At 65.1% G+C, this 19,118-nt stretch carries 22 protein-coding genes; 8 read left to right on the plus strand and 14 right to left on the minus strand.

All coding sequences use genetic code 11. The features are described 5' to 3' along the window. From RTQ83_RS22195 to dnaA, 3 genes are all read right to left on the minus strand, one after another. Positions 1-1,441 (minus strand): DNA gyrase subunit B (locus RTQ83_RS22195; protein WP_312519573.1); only part of this gene is annotated, 1,441 nt, incomplete at its 3' end. Between the two features lie 227 nt (positions 1,442-1,668). Then, positions 1,669-2,775, minus strand: a complete 1,107-nt coding sequence (gene dnaN, locus RTQ83_RS22200) for a DNA polymerase III subunit beta (RefSeq protein ID WP_312519575.1) — start codon at positions 2,773-2,775, stop codon at positions 1,669-1,671. A gap of 97 nt (positions 2,776-2,872) precedes the next feature. Next, a complete protein-coding gene (dnaA, locus tag RTQ83_RS22205; protein ID WP_312519578.1) occupies positions 2,873-4,288 on the minus strand; it encodes a chromosomal replication initiator protein DnaA in 1,416 nt (471 codons plus the stop codon). 357 nt (positions 4,289-4,645) lie between these two features. Here dnaA and rpmH point away from each other — a divergent pair, with 357 nt between their 5' ends. From rpmH to RTQ83_RS22240, 7 genes are all read left to right on the plus strand, one after another. Beyond that, positions 4,646-4,783 (plus strand): 50S ribosomal protein L34, encoded by a 138-nt coding sequence (rpmH, locus tag RTQ83_RS22210; RefSeq protein ID WP_078035393.1) that lies wholly within the window; start codon positions 4,646-4,648, stop codon positions 4,781-4,783. Positions 4,784-4,815: 32 nt separating this feature from the next. Continuing rightward, positions 4,816-5,211 carry a ribonuclease P protein component gene (rnpA, locus tag RTQ83_RS22215; RefSeq protein ID WP_312519592.1) on the plus strand — a complete coding sequence of 132 codons (396 nt, stop codon included), beginning with the start codon at positions 4,816-4,818 and terminating at the stop codon, positions 5,209-5,211. After that, positions 5,208-5,468 (plus strand): membrane protein insertion efficiency factor YidD, encoded by a 261-nt coding sequence (gene yidD, locus RTQ83_RS22220; RefSeq protein ID WP_312519595.1) that lies wholly within the window; start codon positions 5,208-5,210, stop codon positions 5,466-5,468. The genes rnpA and yidD overlap by 4 nt, the downstream gene beginning before the upstream one ends. An 8-nt stretch (positions 5,469-5,476) precedes the next feature. Further along, positions 5,477-7,150: a membrane protein insertase YidC gene (gene yidC, locus RTQ83_RS22225; protein WP_312519598.1), complete on the plus strand. Its 1,674-nt coding sequence runs from the start codon at positions 5,477-5,479 to the stop codon at positions 7,148-7,150. Positions 7,151-7,238: 88 nt separating this feature from the next. Further along, positions 7,239-8,621 carry a tRNA uridine-5-carboxymethylaminomethyl(34) synthesis GTPase MnmE gene (gene mnmE, locus RTQ83_RS22230; RefSeq protein WP_312519600.1) on the plus strand — a complete coding sequence of 461 codons (1,383 nt, stop codon included), beginning with the start codon at positions 7,239-7,241 and terminating at the stop codon, positions 8,619-8,621. Between the two features lie 41 nt (positions 8,622-8,662). Continuing rightward, positions 8,663-9,238 carry a DUF1439 domain-containing protein gene (locus tag RTQ83_RS22235; RefSeq protein ID WP_312519603.1) on the plus strand — a complete coding sequence of 192 codons (576 nt, stop codon included), beginning with the start codon at positions 8,663-8,665 and terminating at the stop codon, positions 9,236-9,238. A 267-nt stretch (positions 9,239-9,505) separates the two neighbouring features. After that, the gene (locus RTQ83_RS22240; protein ID WP_312519605.1) at positions 9,506-9,721 is read left to right on the plus strand and encodes a hypothetical protein; all 216 of its coding nucleotides are present in this window, start codon (positions 9,506-9,508) and stop codon (positions 9,719-9,721) included. A 47-nt stretch (positions 9,722-9,768) separates the two neighbouring features. Here the strand turns inward: RTQ83_RS22240 and RTQ83_RS22245 are convergent, their stop codons facing one another. Both RTQ83_RS22245 and RTQ83_RS22250 read right to left on the minus strand, forming a co-directional pair. After that, entirely contained in the window at positions 9,769-10,425 is a 657-nt protein-coding gene (locus tag RTQ83_RS22245; RefSeq protein WP_312519607.1) for an Hpt domain-containing protein, read from the minus strand. Then, a complete protein-coding gene (locus RTQ83_RS22250) occupies positions 10,404-11,384 on the minus strand; it encodes a CAP domain-containing protein (protein WP_312519610.1) in 981 nt (326 codons plus the stop codon). Before RTQ83_RS22250 ends, RTQ83_RS22245 begins: the two co-directional genes overlap by 22 nt. A 153-nt stretch (positions 11,385-11,537) precedes the next feature. Between RTQ83_RS22250 and pssA the strand changes: the two genes are divergently transcribed. Continuing rightward, the gene (gene pssA / locus RTQ83_RS22255) at positions 11,538-12,317 is read left to right on the plus strand and encodes a CDP-diacylglycerol--serine O-phosphatidyltransferase (RefSeq protein ID WP_312519612.1); all 780 of its coding nucleotides are present in this window, start codon (positions 11,538-11,540) and stop codon (positions 12,315-12,317) included. 50 nt (positions 12,318-12,367) lie between these two features. Here pssA and RTQ83_RS22260 read toward each other — a convergent pair whose 3' ends face one another. From RTQ83_RS22260 to RTQ83_RS22300, 9 genes are all read right to left on the minus strand, one after another. After that, positions 12,368-12,661 (minus strand): hypothetical protein, encoded by a 294-nt coding sequence (locus RTQ83_RS22260; protein ID WP_312519614.1) that lies wholly within the window; start codon positions 12,659-12,661, stop codon positions 12,368-12,370. 55 nt (positions 12,662-12,716) lie between these two features. Beyond that, positions 12,717-13,031, minus strand: coding sequence for a metal-sensitive transcriptional regulator (locus RTQ83_RS22265; protein ID WP_312519616.1), 315 nt, complete (start codon positions 13,029-13,031; stop codon positions 12,717-12,719). 1 nt (position 13,032) lies between these two features. Further along, a complete protein-coding gene (locus tag RTQ83_RS22270; protein WP_312519619.1) occupies positions 13,033-13,953 on the minus strand; it encodes an aldo/keto reductase in 921 nt (306 codons plus the stop codon). Positions 13,954-14,063: 110 nt separating this feature from the next. After that, complete coding sequence (locus RTQ83_RS22275) at positions 14,064-15,209, minus strand: D-alanyl-D-alanine carboxypeptidase family protein (RefSeq protein WP_312519621.1); 1,146 nt, start codon at positions 15,207-15,209, stop codon at positions 14,064-14,066. Between the two features lie 117 nt (positions 15,210-15,326). Then, positions 15,327-15,956, minus strand: coding sequence for an alpha/beta fold hydrolase (locus RTQ83_RS22280; RefSeq protein ID WP_312519660.1), 630 nt, complete (start codon positions 15,954-15,956; stop codon positions 15,327-15,329). Between the two features lie 25 nt (positions 15,957-15,981). Then, positions 15,982-16,305 (minus strand): (2Fe-2S) ferredoxin domain-containing protein, encoded by a 324-nt coding sequence (locus RTQ83_RS22285; protein WP_312519624.1) that lies wholly within the window; start codon positions 16,303-16,305, stop codon positions 15,982-15,984. 44 nt (positions 16,306-16,349) lie between these two features. Beyond that, positions 16,350-17,498: a VanZ family protein gene (locus tag RTQ83_RS22290; RefSeq protein ID WP_312519627.1), complete on the minus strand. Its 1,149-nt coding sequence runs from the start codon at positions 17,496-17,498 to the stop codon at positions 16,350-16,352. Then, positions 17,495-18,160, minus strand: a complete 666-nt coding sequence (locus tag RTQ83_RS22295) for an ABC-type transport auxiliary lipoprotein family protein (protein ID WP_312519629.1) — start codon at positions 18,158-18,160, stop codon at positions 17,495-17,497. Before RTQ83_RS22295 ends, RTQ83_RS22290 begins: the two co-directional genes overlap by 4 nt. Before the next feature lie 8 nt (positions 18,161-18,168). Further along, positions 18,169-19,116: an MlaD family protein gene (locus RTQ83_RS22300; protein ID WP_312519632.1), complete on the minus strand. Its 948-nt coding sequence runs from the start codon at positions 19,114-19,116 to the stop codon at positions 18,169-18,171. Positions 19,117-19,118 lie beyond the last annotated feature (2 nt).

Raw genomic sequence — 19,118 nt, forward strand, 5'->3', positions numbered from 1 at the left:
TGCCGCGCAGCGGCAGGATGGCCTGGAACTTGCGGTCGCGGCCCTGCTTGGCCGAACCGCCTGCCGAGTCACCCTCGACGATATACAGTTCGGCCAGCGCCGGGTCGCGTTCCTGGCAGTCGGCCAGCTTCGACGACAGGCCGAGGCCGTCCATCACCCCCTTGCGGCGGGTCAGGTCGCGTGCCTTGCGCGCCGCTTCACGGGCACGGGCTGCTTCCACGATCTTGCCGCAGATGATCTTGGCATCATTCGGCTTTTCGGCCAGGAAGTCGGTAAGCGTCTTGGCGACGATTTCCTCGACCGGGCCGCGCACTTCCGACGACACCAGTTTATCTTTGGTCTGCGACGAGAACTTCGGCTCGGGCACTTTGACGGACAGCACGCAGGTCAGGCCTTCGCGCATGTCGTCGCCCGAGATCTCGACCTTGGCCTTCTTGGCGAAGTCGTTCTCGTCGATGTACTTGTTGATCACGCGCGTCATCGCCGCGCGCAGGCCGGTCAGGTGGGTGCCGCCGTCGCGCTGCGGGATGTTGTTGGTGAAGCACAGCACCTGCTCGTTGTAGGCGTCGTTCCACTGCATCGAGACGTCGACCGAGACGTTGGTGTTGTTGTCCGAGATGCGGTCACCGGTGGCCTGGAACACGGTCGGGTGCAGTACGCTCTTGGACTTGTTGATGTACTCGACGAAGCCGCGCGTGCCGCCCTCGAAGGCGAACACTTCTTCCTTGCCGCTGCGCTGGTCGCTCAGCTTGATGTTGACGCCATTGTTCAGGAACGACAGTTCACGGATACGCTTCGAGAGGATCTCGTAATGGAACTCAACGTGGGTGAAGATGGTCTCGTCGGCCCAGAAGTGCACTTCGGTGCCGCGCTTGTCGGTGTCGCCAATGATGTGCATCGGCGAGACTTCGACGCCGTCGCGGATTTCGATCAGGCGGTTCAGCGGCACGCCGCGTTCGAATTCGAGCTGGTGCACCTTGCCGTTCTGGCGCACGGTCACGCGCAGCAGTTTCGACAGGGCGTTCACGCACGACACGCCGACGCCGTGCAGGCCGCCGGACACTTTATAGGCGTTCTGGTTGAATTTGCCGCCGGCGTGCAGTTCGGTCAGGGCGATCTCGGTCGCCGAGCGCTTCGGCTCGTGCTTGTCGTCCATCTTGACGCCGGTCGGGATGCCGCGGCCGTTGTCGGTGATCGAAATCGAGTTGTCGGAGTGGATGGTGACATGGATTTCGCTGCAGAAACCGGCCAGGGCTTCGTCGATCGAGTTGTCGAGGACTTCGAACACCAGGTGGTGCAGGCCGGTGCCGTCCGACGTGTCGCCGATGTACATGCCCGGACGCTTGCGCACCGCTTCCAGGCCTTCCAGGATCTGGATCGAGGCGGCGCCGTATTCATCCGCCTGAGGGGCGGTGTTTTCTGCTGGGATATTCTCGGACATGGACTGCTTTCTATAAAACGGTGAATCAGGTTGCGTGCGGCTCGCAATGGGTATCGCTATCGCGATCGCTGGTTGCGGCCCGCAACCCCTGAACCGTCATTCCCGCGCAGGCGGGAACCTAAGTTCTGCACGATCTGCCGGCAAACTTAGGTTCCCGCCTGCGCGGGAATGACGGGGTGGGGCTAACTCATGAGATTAAGCCGCCTGTTTGCACACAATTCGGTGACTTAAATCCGCATCGGCATGACGACATACTTGAAGTCGCCATTGTCGGGAATCGAGATCAGCGCCGACGAATTCGAATCGCCCAGGGCGATGTTCACCTGGTCGCATTTCAGATTGTTCAGCACGTCGAGCAGGTAGGTCACGTTGAAGCCGATATCGATGGCGTCGCCGCCGTAGTCGATCTCGAGTTCTTCGACCGCTTCTTCCTGGTCGGCGTTGGTCGAGCTGATCTTCATGACGCCCGGCTCGATGATGCAGCGCACGCCCTTGAACTTGTCGCTGGTCATGATCGCGGCGCGCTGCAGCGAACGCAGCAACGCTTCACGGCCGATCGTGAAGTCGTTCTTGTACCCCTTCGGGATCACGCGGGTGTAGTCAGGGAACTTGCCTTCGACCAGTTTCGAGACCAGCTCGATGTCGGCGAAGGTCAGTTTCACCTGCGAGGCCGCGATGTCCAGGCGCACGGTTTCGTCGCTTTCTTCCAGCAGGCGCTGCAACTCGATGATGGTCTTGCGCGGGATGATCACTTCCTGGCGCTCGAACTGCTGCTCGGTTTCCACCTGGCAGAACGCCAGGCGGTGGCCGTCGGTCGCCACGGCGATGATGTTGGAGCCGTCCAGCACCAGCAGCAGGCCGTTCAGGTAGTAACGGATGTCCTGCTGGGCCATCGAGAAGTACACCATGTTGAACAGGTGCTTGAGCGTCTTTTGCGGCAGCGTCACCGAGGCGTTGTGGCTCTCGGCCACCGACACGGTCGGGAATTCCTCGGCCGCCAGCGTCTGCAGCGCGAAGCGCGATTTGCCGCTCTGCACGGCCAGGCGCTTGTTCTGCAGCGTCATGGTGACGTCGCCCGATTCCGGCAGCGCGCGCAGGATGTCCAGCAGCTTACGCGCCGCGACCGTGGTGCCGGTCACGTCGTCGCCCGAACCGATGTTGGCGTGCGTGGTGATCTGCACTTCGGTGTCGGTCGACAGGAAAGACACGCTCTCGCCGTTCTTGCGAATGAGGATATTGGCCAGAATCGGCATAGTGTGCCGACGCTCGACAATACCGCTCACGATCTGCAGTGGCCGGAGAAGCGTGTCTCGGGTGGATTTGACCAATTGCATAGTTATCCTCAGTACGTTTATTAATTGGGTTTGTTGCTAATGCGATATTTTGCCATTGCCCGGGAAAAACACAATCGGCTCTTCTCAGGCCGGGAAATCAGCCCTTCAGGGTCTGTTCCAGCACGTGCAGCTCGTGGTTGCACTCGGCGTTCTTCTGGCGGTCGCCGGCGATTTTGCGCACCGCGTGCAACACGGTGGTGTGGTCGCGGCCGCCGAACAGTTCGCCGATTTCCGGCAGACTCTTCTGCGTCAGCTCTTTCGCCAGGTACATGGCGATCTGGCGCGGACGGGCGATATTCGCCGGGCGGCGCTTGGAGTACATGTCCGCCACCTTGATGTTGAAGAAGTCCGCCACCGTCTTCTGGATGTTTTCCACCGAGATCTGGCGGTTCTGCACCGAGAGCAGATCCTTCAGCGCTTCCTTCACCACGTCGATGGTGATGTCCTTGCCGTGGAAACGCGAGTACGCCAGGATCTTGCGCAGCGCGCCTTCCAGTTCGCGCACGTTCGAGCGCAGGTGCTTGGCCACGAAGAAGGCGACATCGTCCGACAGGGTTACGTCTTCGGACTGCGCCTTTTTCAGCAGAATCGCCACCCGCATTTCCAGTTCCGGCGGCTCGATCGCCACCGTCAGGCCGGAGTCGAAGCGCGAGATCAGGCGGTCGTCCATACCGGTGATCTCTTTCGGATAGGTATCCGAAGTGATGATGATCTGTTTCTTGGCCGCGATCAGCGCCTCGAACGCATAGAAGAACTCTTCCTGCGTCCGGCTCTTGCCGCCGAAGAATTGAATATCATCGATCAGCAGCATGTCGAGCGAGTGATAGTAGTGCTTGAAGTCGTCGAAGCCTTTGCGTTGATAGGCGGTGACGACGTCGCGCACGTACTGCTCGGCGTGGATGTAGCGGATGCGCGCGCCCGGCTGGTCGGCCATCACCTGGTTGCCGATCGCATGGATCAAGTGGGTCTTACCCAGGCCGACGCCGCCGTAGAAGAACAGCGGGTTGTACGACACGCCCGGGTTGTTGGCGACCTGGATCGCGGCGGCGCGCGCCAGCTGGTTGGCCTTACCGGTGACGAAGCTGTCGAACGTCAGTTCGGTGTTGATCCGGCTCTGCTCGCGCTTGGGCGAGTTGGCGATGTTCAGGTTCTGCGTCGGGCTCGGCGCACTTGGCGCACCCGGCGCTTCCTGGCCGGGAGCAGGGCGCGGCGCGTCGAAGTCGACGACGGACGTGGTCGTAGTAGCGCTCGCGGGTTTACGCGACGGATTGGTCTTCGGGTCGAGCACGAACTGCACCTCGACCGGCGCCTCCCAGTACTGGGCGGCGAGCTCGGTGATGCGCGTGGCGAACTGCGTCTTGACCCAGTCTAGCTTGAAGCGGTTGGGCGCGGCGATGCGCAGCTTGCCGTCTTCGTAGTCGAGGGCGACCAGCGGCTTGATCCACGCGCTGTACTGCTGAGGCGTCAGCTCGAGTTCCAGCTGCGCGGAGGCGGTCTGCCAAAAGTTTTCCATACTTCGCTAATTGATACGTAACACGCTATTTTACCTGTCTCGGCCAAAGTTATCCACAGGCGGCACACATATTTTCCACCGAAGGGCTGGTCCTTGCCAGCCTGCCAAGAGCATCCGGGAGCTCAGCAGGCATACAACAGCATTCTTGACATCGTAGGGCAAAGTGGAGTCTAATTCAGGGTTCCCCGTCCGTGCGCCATCTCGTGCTGTGATTTTTACAGCGGCTGGTGATCGGGCGACAAGAGACTTGCTGTGGCGTGACGCTGGCTTAACCTCTGCGAAACTGTCATTGGCGCCGAATCTGACAAAGACGTCAGACCCGATTTTGCACTTTATTTTGCTTTAAGCGAGACCACCATGAAACGTACTTACCAACCTTCCGTCGTCCGTCGCAAGCGCACGCACGGCTTCCGCGCACGTATGGCTACCCGTGGTGGCCGTCAAGTCCTGAACGCTCGCCGCGCCAAGGGCCGCAAGCGTCTGGCAGTCGTCTAAGACGACCGCGCCCGCAGATTGACGCGGTCGGCATGACAAGCGAAGGTTCGCACGACTTCGCGCGCGTTCGGCGCATCGTTAAAACGGATGAATTTTCATCCGTTTTTCGTTTGCGGCCAACGCAAAAATCGGCGCATTTCGTGCTCTACACGCGACCGACTACCCTGCCGCATGCGCGGCTGGGCGTCGTCGCGGCCAAGCGCTTCGCGCCGCGCGCGGTCACGCGCAATACGATCAAGCGCATCACGCGCGAACTGTTCCGCACCAGCAAATTGCAGGCGGTGGATTGCATCGTGCGCCTGTCGCGTCCGGTCAATACCAAGGCCGGCCCGGCCACTACCCGCGCTTTGAAAGCAGAGCTGCGGGTGGAACTGGCACGCCTGTTCGCCTCCCAGCGGCCGCGTCCGGCGCCGCCCGCATCGTCATGAAGACGCTGCTCATCTGGTTGCTTCGCGGCTACCAGCTGCTGCTGTCTCCCATGCTGGGACCGCGTTGCCGGTTCTACCCGAGCTGTTCCAATTATGCGATCGAGGCGCTGCGCGTGCATGGCGCCGCACGCGGTTCGTTCCTGACCGCGCGCCGCGTGTGCCGCTGTCATCCCTGGAATCCGGGCGGTCTCGATCCGGTGCCGCCCAGGGACGCCAAGCAATCCCCACCAGCCGCTTGCGGTTGCAACCACTCCTGAAGACTCCAATGGAATTCAATAAACGTACTGTCCTGTGGATCGTGTTCGCCATTTCCCTGATTGTTCTGTGGAACAACTGGATGGTGAGCAACGGCAAGCAGTCGCTGTTCTCGAACCAGCCGCCGGCCAAGGTTGCCCAGCAGCAGACCAAACCGTCCGACGTGCCGGCCGTCCAGCCGGGCACCGCCGCCGTGCCGGGTACGCCTGGCGCACCGGCCGCCGCCGTTCCTGGCGCCCCGGTCGCACCGGCCAGCCAGACCATCACCGTCACCACCGACGTGGTCAAGGTCGATATCGACAGCGTCGGCGGCGTCATCAAGCGCCTCGAGCTGCTCAAGTACGACGACCACTTCGACAAGACCAAGAACCAGGTCCTGTTCAATGTCGGCGGTCCGAACGTGTACCTGGGCCAGACCGGCCTGATCGGCACCAGCGCCGCCGGCGTGCTGCCGAACCACACCACCCCGTTCACCGTCCGTCCGGGCGTGCGTACGCTGGGCAACGGCAACCAGGTGCAGGTGGTGATGGACGCAGAGCAGGGCGGCGTGCGCCTGACCAAGACGCTGACCTTCCGCAAGGGCGATTACCTGATCGGCGTGCGTCACGACGTCACCAACATCAGCGCCGCACCGGTCCAGCCGTCGCTGTACCTGCAGCTGCAGCATGACGGCAACAAGCCGGCCAACGATTCGTGGTTCATGTCGAGCTACACCGGCCCGACCCTGTACACCGACGCCGACAAGTACCAGAAGCTGACCTTCGAGGAAATCGAAAAGGGCAAGGCCGACCACTCGACCAAGGCCGACAACGGCTGGGTCGCGATCTCGCAGCACTTCTTCGTCTCGGCCTTCATCCCGGCCGACAAGGCGCCGCGCGACATCTTCACCAAGAAGATCGCCAACAACCTGTATGCGATCGGCACCGTGCAGCCGCTGGGCACCGTGGCCCCGGGCGCGACCGTCTCGAGCGACACCCGCCTGTATTCGGGTCCGCAGGAAGAGAAGATCCTGGAAACCATCACCCCGGGCCTGGAACTGGTCAAGGACTACGGCATGCTGACCGTGATCGCCAAGCCGATCTTCTGGGTGATGGATCACCTGCACGCGATGCTGGGCAACTGGGGCTGGACCATCGTGGTCCTGACCATCCTGATCAAGCTGCTGTTCTTCCCGCTGTCGGCGGCCGGCTACCGCAGCATGGCCAAGATGCGCGTGGTGACGCCGAAGATGCAGGCGATCCGCGAGCGCTTCAAGAACGACCCGGCCAAGATGCAGCAGGCCACCATGGAGCTGTACAAGACTGAGAAGATCAACCCGCTGGGCGGCTGCCTGCCGATCCTGGTGCAGATGCCGGTGTTCTTCGCCCTGTACTGGGTGCTGCAGGCGTCGGTCGAGATGCGCGGCGCGCCGTGGATCGGCTGGATCCAGGATCTGACGCAGCCCGACCCGTACTACATCCTGCCGATCATCTACGCGGTGTCGATGTACATCACGACCAAGCTCAATCCGCAGCCGACCGACCCGGTGCAGGCCAAGATGATGCTGTTCATGCCGATCGCATTCTCGGTGGTGTTCTTCTTCTTCCCGTCCGGCCTGGTGCTGTACTGGGTGGTGAACAACATCCTGTCGATCGCGCAGCAGTGGGTGATCACCCGCAAGTTCGAGACCGGCGCGGCCAAGTAATTCCGCACGTTCTCATGAAAAGCCCGCGCCTCGTGCGCGGGCTTTTTTTATTGTTCGCCGCGCCGGCGCTTCCCTTACAATCCACCCCATGAAACTCGACACCTCCCCCATCGCCGCCATCGCCACCGCCCAGGGGCGCGGCGGCATCGGCGTCGTGCGCGCTTCCGGCAAGTCGCTGGGCGCCCTGATCGACGCGCTGTTCCCCGGCGTTACCTTGGCCCCGCGTCACGCCACCTACCTCCCGTTCAAGGCCGCCAACGGCGACACCATCGACGAAGGCCTGGCCCTGTACTTCAAGGGACCGCATTCGTACACCGGCGAAGACGTGCTCGAACTGCAGGGCCACGGCGGACCCGTGGTGCTGCAGATGCTGCTGGCGCGCGTGCTGGAAGCGGGCGCCGCATCCGGCCTGCGCCTGGCCGAACCGGGCGAATTCACGCGCCGCGCTTTTCTGAACGACAAGCTCGACCTGGCCCAGGCCGAGGCGGTGGCCGACCTGATCGACGCATCCACCGAAGCCGCCGCCAAGTCGGCCTCGCAATCGCTGTCCGGCGCCTTCTCGCAGGTAGTGCACAAGCTGGTCGACCAGACCATCAACCTGCGCATGCTGGTCGAAGCCACGCTCGACTTTCCGGAAGAAGAAATCGACTTCCTCGAAAAATCCAACGCGCGCGGCCAGCTGGCCGGCATCGTCGAAGCCTTGGCGGCCGTGTTCCGCCAGGCGGCGCAAGGCGCGCTGCTGCGCGAAGGCCTGAACGTGGTGCTGGTCGGCCAGCCCAACGTGGGCAAGTCCTCACTCCTGAACGCGCTGGCCGGCAGCGAGGTGGCGATCGTGACCCCGATCGCCGGCACCACGCGCGACAAGGTGAGCGAGACGATCCAGATCGAAGGCATCCCGCTCAACATCATCGACACCGCCGGCATCCGCCCGGCGGACGACGAGGGCGTCGACGTGGTCGAGCGCATCGGCATCGAGCGCACCTGGGGTGAAGTCGGCAAGGCCGACGTGATCCTGCACCTGCTGGACGCCAACCTCGGCCCGAGCGCGGCCGACGAAGCGATCGTCGCCGCCTTCCCGGCCGGGGTGCCGGTGGTGCGCATCTGGAACAAGATCGACCTGTCGGGGCACAAGCCGTCCAAGGACGAAAGCCTGGATGCCGTGCATCTGTACCTGTCCGCCAACGAGGGCCTGGGCATCGACCTGCTGCGCGCCGAACTGCTGCGCATCGCCGGCTGGCAGCAGACCGGCGAGTCGCTGTACCTGGCGCGCGAGCGCCACCTGATCGCACTGCGCGCCGCGCGCGAGCACCTTGACATGGCCGGCCGCCACGCAGCCCAGGACGACCAGTCGCTCGACCTGTTCGCCGAAGAACTGCGGCTGGCGCAGGACCAGCTCTCCAGCATCACCGGCCAGTTCACGCCGGACGACCTGCTGGGCGTGATCTTCAGCCGGTTCTGTATCGGGAAGTAAGCGCAACGCGGCGTGCGCCCGGCTCGTGCTAGGCTTGGAATATGGACAAGCTCAATCACTCGCGCATCAGCACCCGGCGCAGGCTCCTCACCCTTGGCGCCGCCGTCGTCGGCGCCGGTTTGCTGGCCTCCTGCTCCAGCCTGATCGGCCCGCGCCAGGTCGAGATCCCGCTGCACAAGCTGCAGGCGGGCCTGGACCGGCGTTTCCCCATCAACGAGCGCCTGCTCGACGTATTCGACATCCAGCTCACCAAACCGCAACTGGCACTGCAGCCGGAGCAGGACCGGGTGGCGCTGAGCGTCGACGCGTCGGTGGCGCCGCCGTTCGCGCGCGCATGGACCGGCAGCGTGGCGTTTTCCGGACGCCTGTACGTGGACCCGGGCCGTTCCGCCGTGATGATGGCCGAGCCGCGCGTGGAGCGCCTGCAGCTCGGCAATCCGGAAGCCGAGCGCCGTCTCACGGGTGTCGCCAATGGCCTGATCGACACCGTGGCGCGCGACATGCCGGTGTACAGCTTCGACCAGGGCGACCTGCGCTACGCCGGCGTGCAGTTCGTGCCGACCCGGATCCAGACCACGCGTACCGGCCTGCTGGTGACGCTGGAGCCGGCCAAGTAAGCAGGGTTATCACTTGAGCGCCTGCATTTTTGTGCGTTGCACAGCAGGCGCGCGGATATATGTTGCAAGCATGTGCCATTCTGGCGATCCGGCTTGACGAGGGATTGCGTGAGCATGGCAATGAGGGCACACTGGCATGCATCGAATCGCCGCCGGCAGCACGCTGTTGCAGCGCGGCTTGCGCTTTCTCATGCACACGGAGTTCTGCTGAAGTAATCTTTCCTTTGATTTCAGGAAACTTCAGGCAGCCGTGTTAGGGGGTGGAACTTGGAAACGACACACGACAGTTTTCCGGACAGCGCTCTGCCCGTCGAGCCGCCGCTGGCCAAGGTTGCAGCGAGTGCGTCCGGCATGCCCACGCGCGCCAGCCTGCCGGCCAAGGGATCGTGCTGGTACTGCGAAAAGCCGCTCGACAGCGTACGGCGCTTCTGCGGCAAGCCGTGCGCCGATTCGTTCGACGAAGAAGCCGAATTCACACGCTGAATGACCACATTGGCCGCAGGCCGACCGGCTTGCGGCGCGCTGACCGGCTAGTTGCCTGAAGCGCTTTCTTCCCGTTGTTCTTCCTGTTCCAGCAGCGCCAGCGCGCGCTCGAAATCGAAACGGCCGATCGCCGTGTCGAACGTGCGCATGCGTTCGGGGCCGAGCGCGGCCAGCAGGCCAGGGCGCCATTGCTGCACCAGGTCGGACGCGCGCCCGTCGCCGATATCGAGCATGGCGCGCAGCCGCGTCAAATCGTGCTCCGCGATCGGCGCCGCTGTTAGCGGGGCCGCGTGCGGACCGGCCAGCATGGCGTCGACTTCCTGCAGTACCCGCGCCAGTTCGGCATCCAGCTTATCCACCAACCCAGCGACCTGCGCGCCATCGCCGGCGCCGGCCTTGAGCACCAGTTCCAGGTCCAGCGCGCGCTGGCGCAGCAGACCCGCATCGATCATGCCGGAGGCGCCCTTGAGCGTGTGCGCGATGCGCTGCGCCAGTTCGGTGTCATGGGCGGCGAGGGCTGCGCGCAGGCGCGCGGCGACGTCGCGGTAGTCGGCGGCGAAGCGGGTCAGCACGCGCTGCAACAGGTCGCGGTCGCCCATCACCCGCTCCAGCGCCGCGGCCAGGTCGAGCGCCGGCGCATGACCGTCTGGCACGGCGGCCGGCGTGGTGGCGGTGGCGTCCCTCACCGCGTGGTGAACGACCATGTGCGCGTCACCGGCACGCCGTCCAGGGTGCCGGAGAAGCTGGCTTCATAGACCGTGCCCGCGCGCAGCGGCGCCAGCGGCACGATCGACGCCGCGGTCTTGTAGTCCGACAGCGGATCGACGCGCTGCACCTCCAGGTTGGCGCCGCCGCGCGGACGCACGCTGAACGATTGCACCGTCAGCGTGGCATCCAGGTTGGCGTGCACGCTGACCGGATACCCGACTTCGTTGCGGTTGGGGATCGGGTCCGGCTCTTCGGTGTCGCTGAAGAAGTTGGGCACGACCTGGGTCTGGCCATTGAACGGCCAGGTGACCACGGTGCCGCGCGCGATGCCGGGGCCGTAGCCGTTGCGGGTCGCGAAGTCGGCGGTGAAGTAGTTGTAGCTGCCGGCCGCGCTGGCGGCGCCGGTGCCGATCTCGCGGAACATCGGCTCGAACATCACGAAGCGGTGGTAGATCGCGGTGATCAGCTCTTCGGCCAGGAAGAAGCCGGAACCGTTGGTGCTGCCTGCGATCACCTCGCCGTAGGCGAAACCGCGGTCGGGCAGTGTGTAGCCGGCCGCGTTCAGGCGCGCACCGAGGTTGGCGCCGGTGAAGCCCTGGCGCCCCGGCTGCTGGTCGTGGCTCATCAGGTTGTTGATGCGCAGGTAGTCGGAGTGGCCCTGCGCCGCGTTGTCGATCTGCGCGTTCTGGGCCAGCGTCGGCATGCCGCTCTGGGTACGGCGGTAGTTGATCCAGTTGCGGCCGTCGAGCGCGATATTGCCGGTTTGCGCCGGGGCGCTGGCGTCGACCGGCAGGGGCGAGGGCGAGGTTGGGCTGGCCGGGGCGGGCGTGACCGCGGTGCCGCCCGACACCGGCGCCGCCGGGCTGCTGTCGCCGCCACTGCCGCCGCACGCCGCCAGCGCGAGGGCGGCCGCCGCGGCCGCGGCGATCTGCTGCCAACGAGACGTGTAGCTCATCTTGCAACTCCTGTCAGTACAAGCGCATGGCGCCATTCTAGGCCAAATCGGTAAAACGTGAAGGTCCGCTGTGGCGTGCGCCATCCATACTTTGCTCCCTGCGCATTTTGCTGGCTGTAGAATAAGACATCGTTCATCTTGCCGAGCCGTCCATTGAATCCTACCCGCCAGCAGCGCCTCGCGCGCGCCAAGTTCGCCCTGCCCAGTTTAGTGACGCTGCTGTCGATCGCCTGCGGCTTCGGCAGCATCGTGATCTCGGTCGACAATGCGCGCGTCGGCGACCCGGCCGATTACCGCCTGGCCGCGATCCTGCTGGTGCTGGCCGGCGTGTTCGATGCGCTCGACGGTTTCGTGGCGCGCGCCACCAACACCCAGTCCAGCTTCGGCGTGCAGCTCGATTCGATCGCCGACGTGATGAACTTCGGCTGCGCGCCCGGCCTGCTGCTGTACTGCTACGGCTTCACCCAACTGGGCGAGGCCCATCCGACCCTGGTGCGCATGGGCGGGCTGGCCTGCTTCGTGTTCGTCACCTGCGGCGCGCTGCGCCTGGCGCGCTTCAACATCAGCCATGGCCGCACCGACCCGCGCTACTTCGTCGGCATGCCGATCACCGCCGGCGCAGCCTGTGTGGCGTCGGTGGTGGTGGCCTGGCCCGATCCGGTTACCGCGATGGCGCCGGCCTTCATGGTGGCGGCGCTGATGGTGGCGGTGGGCGCGCTGATGGTCTCGACCATCCGCTTCCCCAGCTCCAAGCACCCGAAAGGCAAAGTGATGCTGGCGCTGCTGGGCGTGTGCGCAGTGCTGCTGGTGTTCCTGCAGACGCGCTTCTTCGTGCTGTTCTTCCTGCTGTATATCTGCGCCACGCTGCTGCTGAACATCGGCTGGAAGCTGGGCTGGCGCGGCGTGGCGCCGCCCAAGGTGTTCGAGGATTGAGGTGATGTTCTGCGGCCGCGCCGGCATCGGGCCGGCCGCGGCAAAGCGCATCAATCGGCCTTCATGTATTGCCAGGCGCCTGCCGCACATCCAAGCGCGAACGATCCAAAGAGGAACGCACCCAATGCCCGCCCCGCGACTGCCCACCACATGTTCCAGTAATCGTATTCCCAGGAATAGCAGCCCCGGCGGCCTCCCACGCAGAGCTTACCCGTATCCATGGCATCGATGACGCTCCAGCCGAGATAGATCGCGCCCCATCCGCACAAGCAGGCAATGAAAAACATGGCGAGAAACCCGGGACCGGATATCCCGGGGGAGCTGCGGTCCTGGTCTTCCATCATGAACGCTCCTTGTCTTGCGGGGAGTATGCCCAGCCCATGGTCTGCGACCGGCCACTCAGGCGAACTTGTCGAGCAACGCCGCCAGGTGCGCGGCGCGTTCGCGCGCATCTATCAGGTCGGCGGCGTCGCCGGTCTGGGTCAGGATCGAGGCGGTCAAGAGCTGCACGAACGAGCGGTCGAGCGCCTTGCGCGCGGCCGACATCTGCTGCGCCACCGCGTCGCAATCCTCGGGCGCGTCGGCCAGCGCGATCAGTTTCTGCACGCCGCGCAGCTGGCCCTCGATCCGCGCCAGGCGGTTCAGCAGATCCTTCTTCTGGCGCGCGCTGAGGGCCTTGCCCTCGACGATGCGCAGCGGGCTGTCCGCCGCCATGTCAGGCCACCTCGTGTCCGCGCGCGGCGCGCAGGACGCGGAACCAGTCGCCGCGCTCGAGCTGGAAGGTGGTGGCGCTGACGGCGTCGCGGATCGCTGCGATGCGGCCGCTGCCGGTGAGCGGCAGCGGGCGGCTTGGGTGCTGCATGATCCACGCGAACACCACGCTGGCGAACGGCTTGTCCATGCGCTCGGCGATCTCCTGCACCACGGCGCGCACTTCGCCTGCGCGCTCGTCGTCCGGCGAAAACAGGCGTCCGCCCGCCAGCGGCGACCAGGCCATCGGCGCGATGCGCAGATCCTGCAGGCCGTCCAGGGTCTGGTCGAACATCGGCGCGGTGTACAGCGGCGACAGCTCGACCTGGTTGGTAGCCAGCGGCACGCGGCGGTTGAGCGACTCGAACTGGTGGCGCGTGAAGTTCGACACACCCACGTGTTTCACCTTGCCTTCGCGCTGCAGGCGGGTGAAGGCCTCGGCCACTTCGTCGAAGTCCATCAGCGGATCCGGGCGGTGGATCAGCAGCAGGTCGAGGTGGTCGGTGTGCAGCTGGCGCAGCGAATTCTCGGCCGAGGCGACGATGTGCCCGGCCGTGGTGTCGTAGTGCTGGATGGTGTGCTGCGGGTGCTTCTGCGAGCGCAGCTTGATGCCGCATTTGCTGACCAACTCGATCCGGTCGCGCAGCGAAGGCTGCAGGCGCAGGGCTTCGCCGAACAGGGTTTCGACGCCGTAGTCGCCGTAGATGTCGGCGTGGTCGAAGGTGGTCACGCCCATTTCAAGGCATTGTTCGACCAGGGCCACGCGCTGTTCCACGCTCATGCCCCACTCGGTCATGCGCCACATGCCGGCGACGATGCGCGAGAATTCCGGGCCGCCTTCGCGGGTGGTGATGCGAGGGCAGTGCAGGTCGGTGTCGGGTAGCATTGGCGAGCGCTTTCATCATGACGTGATGGCATGATTATAGCGGCGCCGCCCGTAAAAAAGCCCGCCCGGCTTGACGCACGGGCGGGCTCGTTCGAGCGATCAAACGGGGATCACTGCATCCACAGACGCATCGAATCCCACGCGCGACCGAAGATGCTCGCTTCCTGCACTTCTTCCAGCGCCACCACCGGCAGCGCCAGCAGCGCCTTGCCATCGACGGTCATCTTCAGCGTGCCGACCTGGCCGCCCAGTGCCAGCGGCGCGACCAGCGGGTCCTTGCGCTCCAGTACCGGCTTGAGTTTACCGGCCACGCCCTTCGGCACGGTCACCAGGATGTCGCGCTGGAAGCCCAGCTTGACGGTGGACTGCGAACCCTTCCACACCTGCGGGGTCTGGATCGCCTGGCCCTTCGAGTACAGCTTGACGGTATCGAAGTTCTGGAAGCCCCAGTTCAGGAGCTTCTGGCTTTCCTGGGTACGCACCGCATCCGAGGCGGCGCCCGAGATCACCGAGATCAGGCGGCGCTGGCCGGTGGTGCCGTTGGCGCGGCGCGCCGAGGCGATCATGCTGTAGCCCGAGGCATCGGTGTGGCCGGTCTTCATGCCGTCCACGGTCGGGTCGAGCCACAGCAGGCGGTTGCGGTTCTGCTGGGTGATCTTGTTATAGGTGAACTGCTTGACCGAGTCGATCTTGTAGTACTCGGGGAAGTCGCGGATCACCGACGCGGCCAGGATCGACAGGTCGTGCGCGGTCGAGTAGTTGTTGGCGTCCGGCAGGCCGTGCGGGTTGGCGAAGCGGGTGTTCTTCATGCCCAGGCGCTGCGCTTCGCGGTTCATCAGCGTCACGAAGGTGCCTTCGTCGCCGGCCACCGCTTCGGCCAGTGCCACCGCGGCGTCGTTGCCCGACTGGATCATCAGGCCGTGCAGCAGGTCGTCGACCGACACCGGGGTGGCGGGATCGATGAACATCTTCGAGCTGCTGCCGTCGACCTTCCAGGCGCGCACGGAGACGTTCACCATCTGGTTCAGCGTCAGGCGCTTTTCGCGGATCGCGGCGAAGGTGACATAGGCCGTCATGACCTTGGTCAGCGATGCCGGTTCGATGCGCATGCTCGGATCCTGCGCGGCGATGACCTGGCCGCTCGTCGCATCGAGCAGCAACCACGATTTGGCGGCGACGGTAGGGGCGGGCACGGTTTGCGCGCTGGCCGAGACCATCACCAGGCTGGCGGCGAAGGCCGCTAACAGTTTTTTCATGGGAAGAATATCGTCAGTAAAAGAGTGGTAAGGCAGTGGAGCGCGAGGCAATGCCTAGGAGTAATGCCTAGGAGCAATGCCTCAGGTGAAGCAAAACATTATAGGGGAGTGTTGCAGTTAATTGTCACGCCGCCACAGTTGAACGACCAGATTTTTAATGTGGCCGAGCTTGCGGTGGAAGAAATGGTCGGCGCCCGGGATCACCGCCACCGGGATGTCGAGCGGACGCGCCCACTCGAACACGTCCTTCAGGAAGATGGTGTCGTCCAGCTCGCCGTGGATGAGGATGGTGTCCTGCGGCACCGCCGGCATCGCCCATTTGCCGGCCGCCGTGCCGACCAACGCCAGGCGCTCGGCCGGACGGCCCTGCTCGGCCAGGCGCAGCGCGAACTGGGCCTGGACGAAGGTGCCGAACGAGAAGCCGGTCAGGGCCACCGGCAGGCCCGGGTACTGCTCGACCATATGGTTGTACATGATCTCCATGTCGTCCACTTCGCCGCGGCCCTCGTCGTGCACGCCTTCGGATTCGCCCACGCCGCGGAAGTTGAAGCGCGCTGCCGCGTAGCCGAGCGTGACGAAGGTGCGCGCCAGCGTCTGGGCCACCTTGTTTTCCATGGTGCCGCCGTACAGCGGATGCGGGTGCGCCACCAGGGCGATGCCGCGCGGGGCGCTGTCGGGCAGGTCGAGCAGGCATTGCATCTTGCCGGCGTGGCCGTCGAGGGTGAACTTGTGCGAATGGATGTTCATCATGGTGAGTGCGGGTTGGTGCCGGTCAGATCTTGAGGCGGTCGACGACCTTGCCGCCGACCAGGTGGGTATCGATGATGTCGTCGATGTCGTCGTTGTCGACGTAGGTGTACCAGGTGCCTTCCGGGTAGACCACCAGCACCGGGCCTTCCTCGCAGCGGTCCAGGCACCCGGACTGGTTGATGCGGACCTTGCCTTCGCCGCTCAGGCCGAGTTCCTTGATGCGTTTCTTGGCGTGCTTCTGGGCCTTTTCGGCGCCGCACTTGCCGCAGCTGGGGCGGGCGTCCTTGCCTTCACGCTCGTTCATGCAGAAAAAGACGTGGTGTTTATAGAATGATTGCTCGTTCATGTCGTTCTCGAAGATGGCAGCAGGTGGCGCAATGATACGCGCTCTTATTGCCGATTGAGTTTATGCGAGGGCAGCAGCAGGAACCACAGCGCGAAGAATGGCCACAGCAGCGACAGGAACTCGGCCGCGCCATTGAAGTTCAGGAACTTGCCCTGCACCCAGCCTTGCAGGGTGGAAGAGAAATACGGGTTCACCGGGATCGTGTTCACCACGATCAGGCTCAGCACCAGCGTGACCACCGCCAGCCGCCGCTGCGCCACCTGCGGCGCGAACACCAGGCCCGACAGCATGATCAGCCCGATCAAAAAACCCCCTTCGGCGCCGGGCGTGACCCAGACCAGGGCGTTATCCGGGCGGAACAGCAGCGAGCTGGCAAACGCCTTGACCACCAGCGCCGCCGCCATCAGGGCCAGCATCAGCGAAAAGCGCGGCGCGCCACGGCGCACCAGGCACATCAGGGTGAGCGCCGCCCCGGTCATGCCGCAGGCGGTGATGATGGTTTCGGACAGCCAGTACTGCTCGACCGTCATGATGTCGTCGCCGGGGCGCAGCATGGCCACCAGGTCGATGTCGGTATCGAACCAGGACGACAGCCAGCCCGAGATGATCGGCAGCACCTGGCCATGGCCGAACAGGTAGCTTTGCGGGTAGATCTGGGCCAGCGGCCAGATCGCCACCAGCACCAGGCCCTGGCTGGCGTGTGGCAGGAACCAGCGCCGCCGCAGCTTGAACAGCCGGCTGCGGTCGAGCAGGCCCGGTGCCCACAGCGCACCCAGGATCGCACCCAGCAGGCAGCCGCCGGCATTGGTGATGAAGTCCAGGTTCGACGGCACCCGGGTGGGCAGGAAATTCTGCACTGCTTCCATGGTGCCGGTCACCAGCACCCCGGCGATCGCCGCCAGCAGCACCGCCCAGATGCCCTTGATGCGCGGGTACAGCGACAGCACGATCAGGATCCCGAACGGGATGTAGCCGGCGATGTTGACGCCGACGTCGAAGCCGGTCCAGTAGCGCTGCTTGACCAGGTTCAGGAACGCGAACAGCGGCACGCCGTTGTCGCGCCAGCCCGAGAACGGATACCAGCTGGCATAGACGATCAGCAGCAGGTAGGCCAGCAGGGCGGCGCGCGCGATCGGCGAAGCGCGCGAGCGCGCGGCCTCCGCGTCGGCGTCGACGTGTTGCGCTTCGGTCATCGGCGCAGCAGCGGTTGCGATGGCGAGGCCGGCGTCGTGGGCGTCATGCGGCCCTGGAGCGAGGCCAGCCAGGCCACGATGTCGGCCGCCACCAGGTCGGTGCCGTCGGCCAGGGCGCGTGCGCCGCCGGCGGCGTCGTTGCCGGGCGCCGGCGCGCTGCGCGTAAAGCTGCGCTGGTCGACCAGGCGGTGGTCATTGAACACGGAAGCGCGCAGCATCACCTGGCCGCTGCTCTGGCTGGCGCTGGCGAAGGCGTGCACGAAGTCGTCGATCTCGATGCGCAGGATCGGCACGCCGTTGGCGGCGTCGGTGGCCGACAGCACCTTCATGCCGGCTTGCGCCAGGCGCGCCTTCATGCGTGCGGTGACCAGGTCGAGCGGGGTGGCGCTCCAGCGCGCGCTGGCATAGGTGCGCGCCTGCAGGGCGTCGGCGTAGTTCAGGCGGTAGAACATGCGTTCGGTGTCCAGCGCCGACGGGCCGGTGGCGTCCATCACCACGAGCGCGGGCGGCAGGGCGGCGTTGGCGGACGCCTGGGCCGCCGGCACCGGCGCGCCGAAGTCGAAGACGGTGTTCTGGGCGCGTTCCTTGCTGGCGCAGCCGGCCAGCAGCAGGGCGCAGGCGACGGCGATGGCGCCGGCGAGGCGTTGTGGGCGAAGATTCACGGTGGTCCTCATTTGGTCGGGGGTACGAAGCCCGGCTCGCCCGGTCCGGGCGCATCGCCCGGCGCGCCGAACAGGATGCTCTGCGGGCGCTCGGACAGCGAATTGGCGGTGCGCTTGACCGCGCGCAGCGAGGCGCGCGCTTCGTCGGTCATCTGCACCACGTGCGGCAGGGTTTCCAGTTCCAGCTCGCTGGTGGCGGCGCCGAGCGAACCAATGGCGTTGTTCAGGCGCTCAATCGGGCCGTCCGGGGCCTGCAGGCGGATCGCCAGCTGGTCGTAGTTGCGCGTCATCGAGGTGGCGCTGCTGGACAAGGCGTTGAACGAATCGAGGCTGGTATCCATCTTCGCGGCCAGGCCAGGCAGGCGGTCGAGCGTCGGGCCGAGGCGTTCGGGGATGGCGGCGTAGGCCTGCGCGGTCTTGTCGATGCTGGCGAAAGCGCCGACGATGACGGCCTGGTTTTCCGGGCCCACCAGGACATTCAGCTGTTCGGTGATCTTCTCGGCCTTTTCCAGGATCGCCAGGCCGCGGTCTTCCAGCTGGTCCAGCAGGCCCGGTCGCAGCGGGATGCGCGCGGTGCGCTCGCCACCGGTGCTGAGCCTCGGCGAGCCGGTGCGGTCGTCGTCGAGCTGGATGAAGGCGATGCCGGTCACGCCCTGGTAGCCGAGCGAAGCGAAGGTGGTGGTGGTGATCGGCGAGGCTTCGTCGACCGACAGCTTGATCAGGATCTGGCCGGTGACGCGCGGGTCGAACACGATCTCGTCGACACGCCCGACTTCCAGGCCGCGGTAGCGCACCGTCGCCTGCGGGTTCAGGCCCGGGATCGACTGGGTGGTGACGATTTCGTAGGGCACCAGCTCGGTCTTGTCGCGGTTGAGCCAGAGGCCGATCAGCACGGTGGCCACCAGCAGCGCGATCGTGAACACGCCGGTCATCAGGGCATATGACCTGTTTTCCATAA

The organism is Massilia sp. (genome assembly GCF_031995545.1).
Lineage (GTDB): Bacteria > Pseudomonadota > Gammaproteobacteria > Burkholderiales > Burkholderiaceae_D > Telluria.

Excerpts from the sequence above, each read along its gene's own strand:
- dnaN (WP_312519575.1), bottom strand. The coding sequence starts at position 2,775 with ATGCAATTGGTCAAATCCACCCGAGACACGCTTCTCCGGCCACTGCAG.
- dnaA (WP_312519578.1), bottom strand. The coding sequence starts at position 4,288 with ATGGAAAACTTTTGGCAGACCGCCTCCGCGCAGCTGGAACTCGAGCTG.
- rpmH (WP_078035393.1), top strand. The coding sequence starts at position 4,646 with ATGAAACGTACTTACCAACCTTCCGTCGTCCGTCGCAAGCGCACGCAC.
- rnpA (WP_312519592.1), top strand. The coding sequence starts at position 4,816 with ATGACAAGCGAAGGTTCGCACGACTTCGCGCGCGTTCGGCGCATCGTT.
- yidD (WP_312519595.1), top strand. The coding sequence starts at position 5,208 with ATGAAGACGCTGCTCATCTGGTTGCTTCGCGGCTACCAGCTGCTGCTG.
- yidC (WP_312519598.1), top strand. The coding sequence starts at position 5,477 with ATGGAATTCAATAAACGTACTGTCCTGTGGATCGTGTTCGCCATTTCC.
- mnmE (WP_312519600.1), top strand. The coding sequence starts at position 7,239 with ATGAAACTCGACACCTCCCCCATCGCCGCCATCGCCACCGCCCAGGGG.
- RTQ83_RS22235 (WP_312519603.1), top strand. The coding sequence starts at position 8,663 with ATGGACAAGCTCAATCACTCGCGCATCAGCACCCGGCGCAGGCTCCTC.
- RTQ83_RS22245 (WP_312519607.1), bottom strand. The coding sequence starts at position 10,425 with ATGGTCGTTCACCACGCGGTGAGGGACGCCACCGCCACCACGCCGGCC.
- RTQ83_RS22250 (WP_312519610.1), bottom strand. The coding sequence starts at position 11,384 with ATGAGCTACACGTCTCGTTGGCAGCAGATCGCCGCGGCCGCGGCGGCC.
- RTQ83_RS22260 (WP_312519614.1), bottom strand. The coding sequence starts at position 12,661 with ATGATGGAAGACCAGGACCGCAGCTCCCCCGGGATATCCGGTCCCGGG.
- RTQ83_RS22265 (WP_312519616.1), bottom strand. The coding sequence starts at position 13,031 with ATGGCGGCGGACAGCCCGCTGCGCATCGTCGAGGGCAAGGCCCTCAGC.
- RTQ83_RS22270 (WP_312519619.1), bottom strand. The coding sequence starts at position 13,953 with ATGCTACCCGACACCGACCTGCACTGCCCTCGCATCACCACCCGCGAA.
- RTQ83_RS22275 (WP_312519621.1), bottom strand. The coding sequence starts at position 15,209 with ATGAAAAAACTGTTAGCGGCCTTCGCCGCCAGCCTGGTGATGGTCTCG.
- RTQ83_RS22280 (WP_312519660.1), bottom strand. The coding sequence starts at position 15,956 with ATGAACATCCATTCGCACAAGTTCACCCTCGACGGCCACGCCGGCAAG.
- RTQ83_RS22285 (WP_312519624.1), bottom strand. The coding sequence starts at position 16,305 with ATGAACGAGCAATCATTCTATAAACACCACGTCTTTTTCTGCATGAAC.
- RTQ83_RS22290 (WP_312519627.1), bottom strand. The coding sequence starts at position 17,498 with ATGACCGAAGCGCAACACGTCGACGCCGACGCGGAGGCCGCGCGCTCG.
- RTQ83_RS22300 (WP_312519632.1), bottom strand. The coding sequence starts at position 19,116 with ATGGAAAACAGGTCATATGCCCTGATGACCGGCGTGTTCACGATCGCG.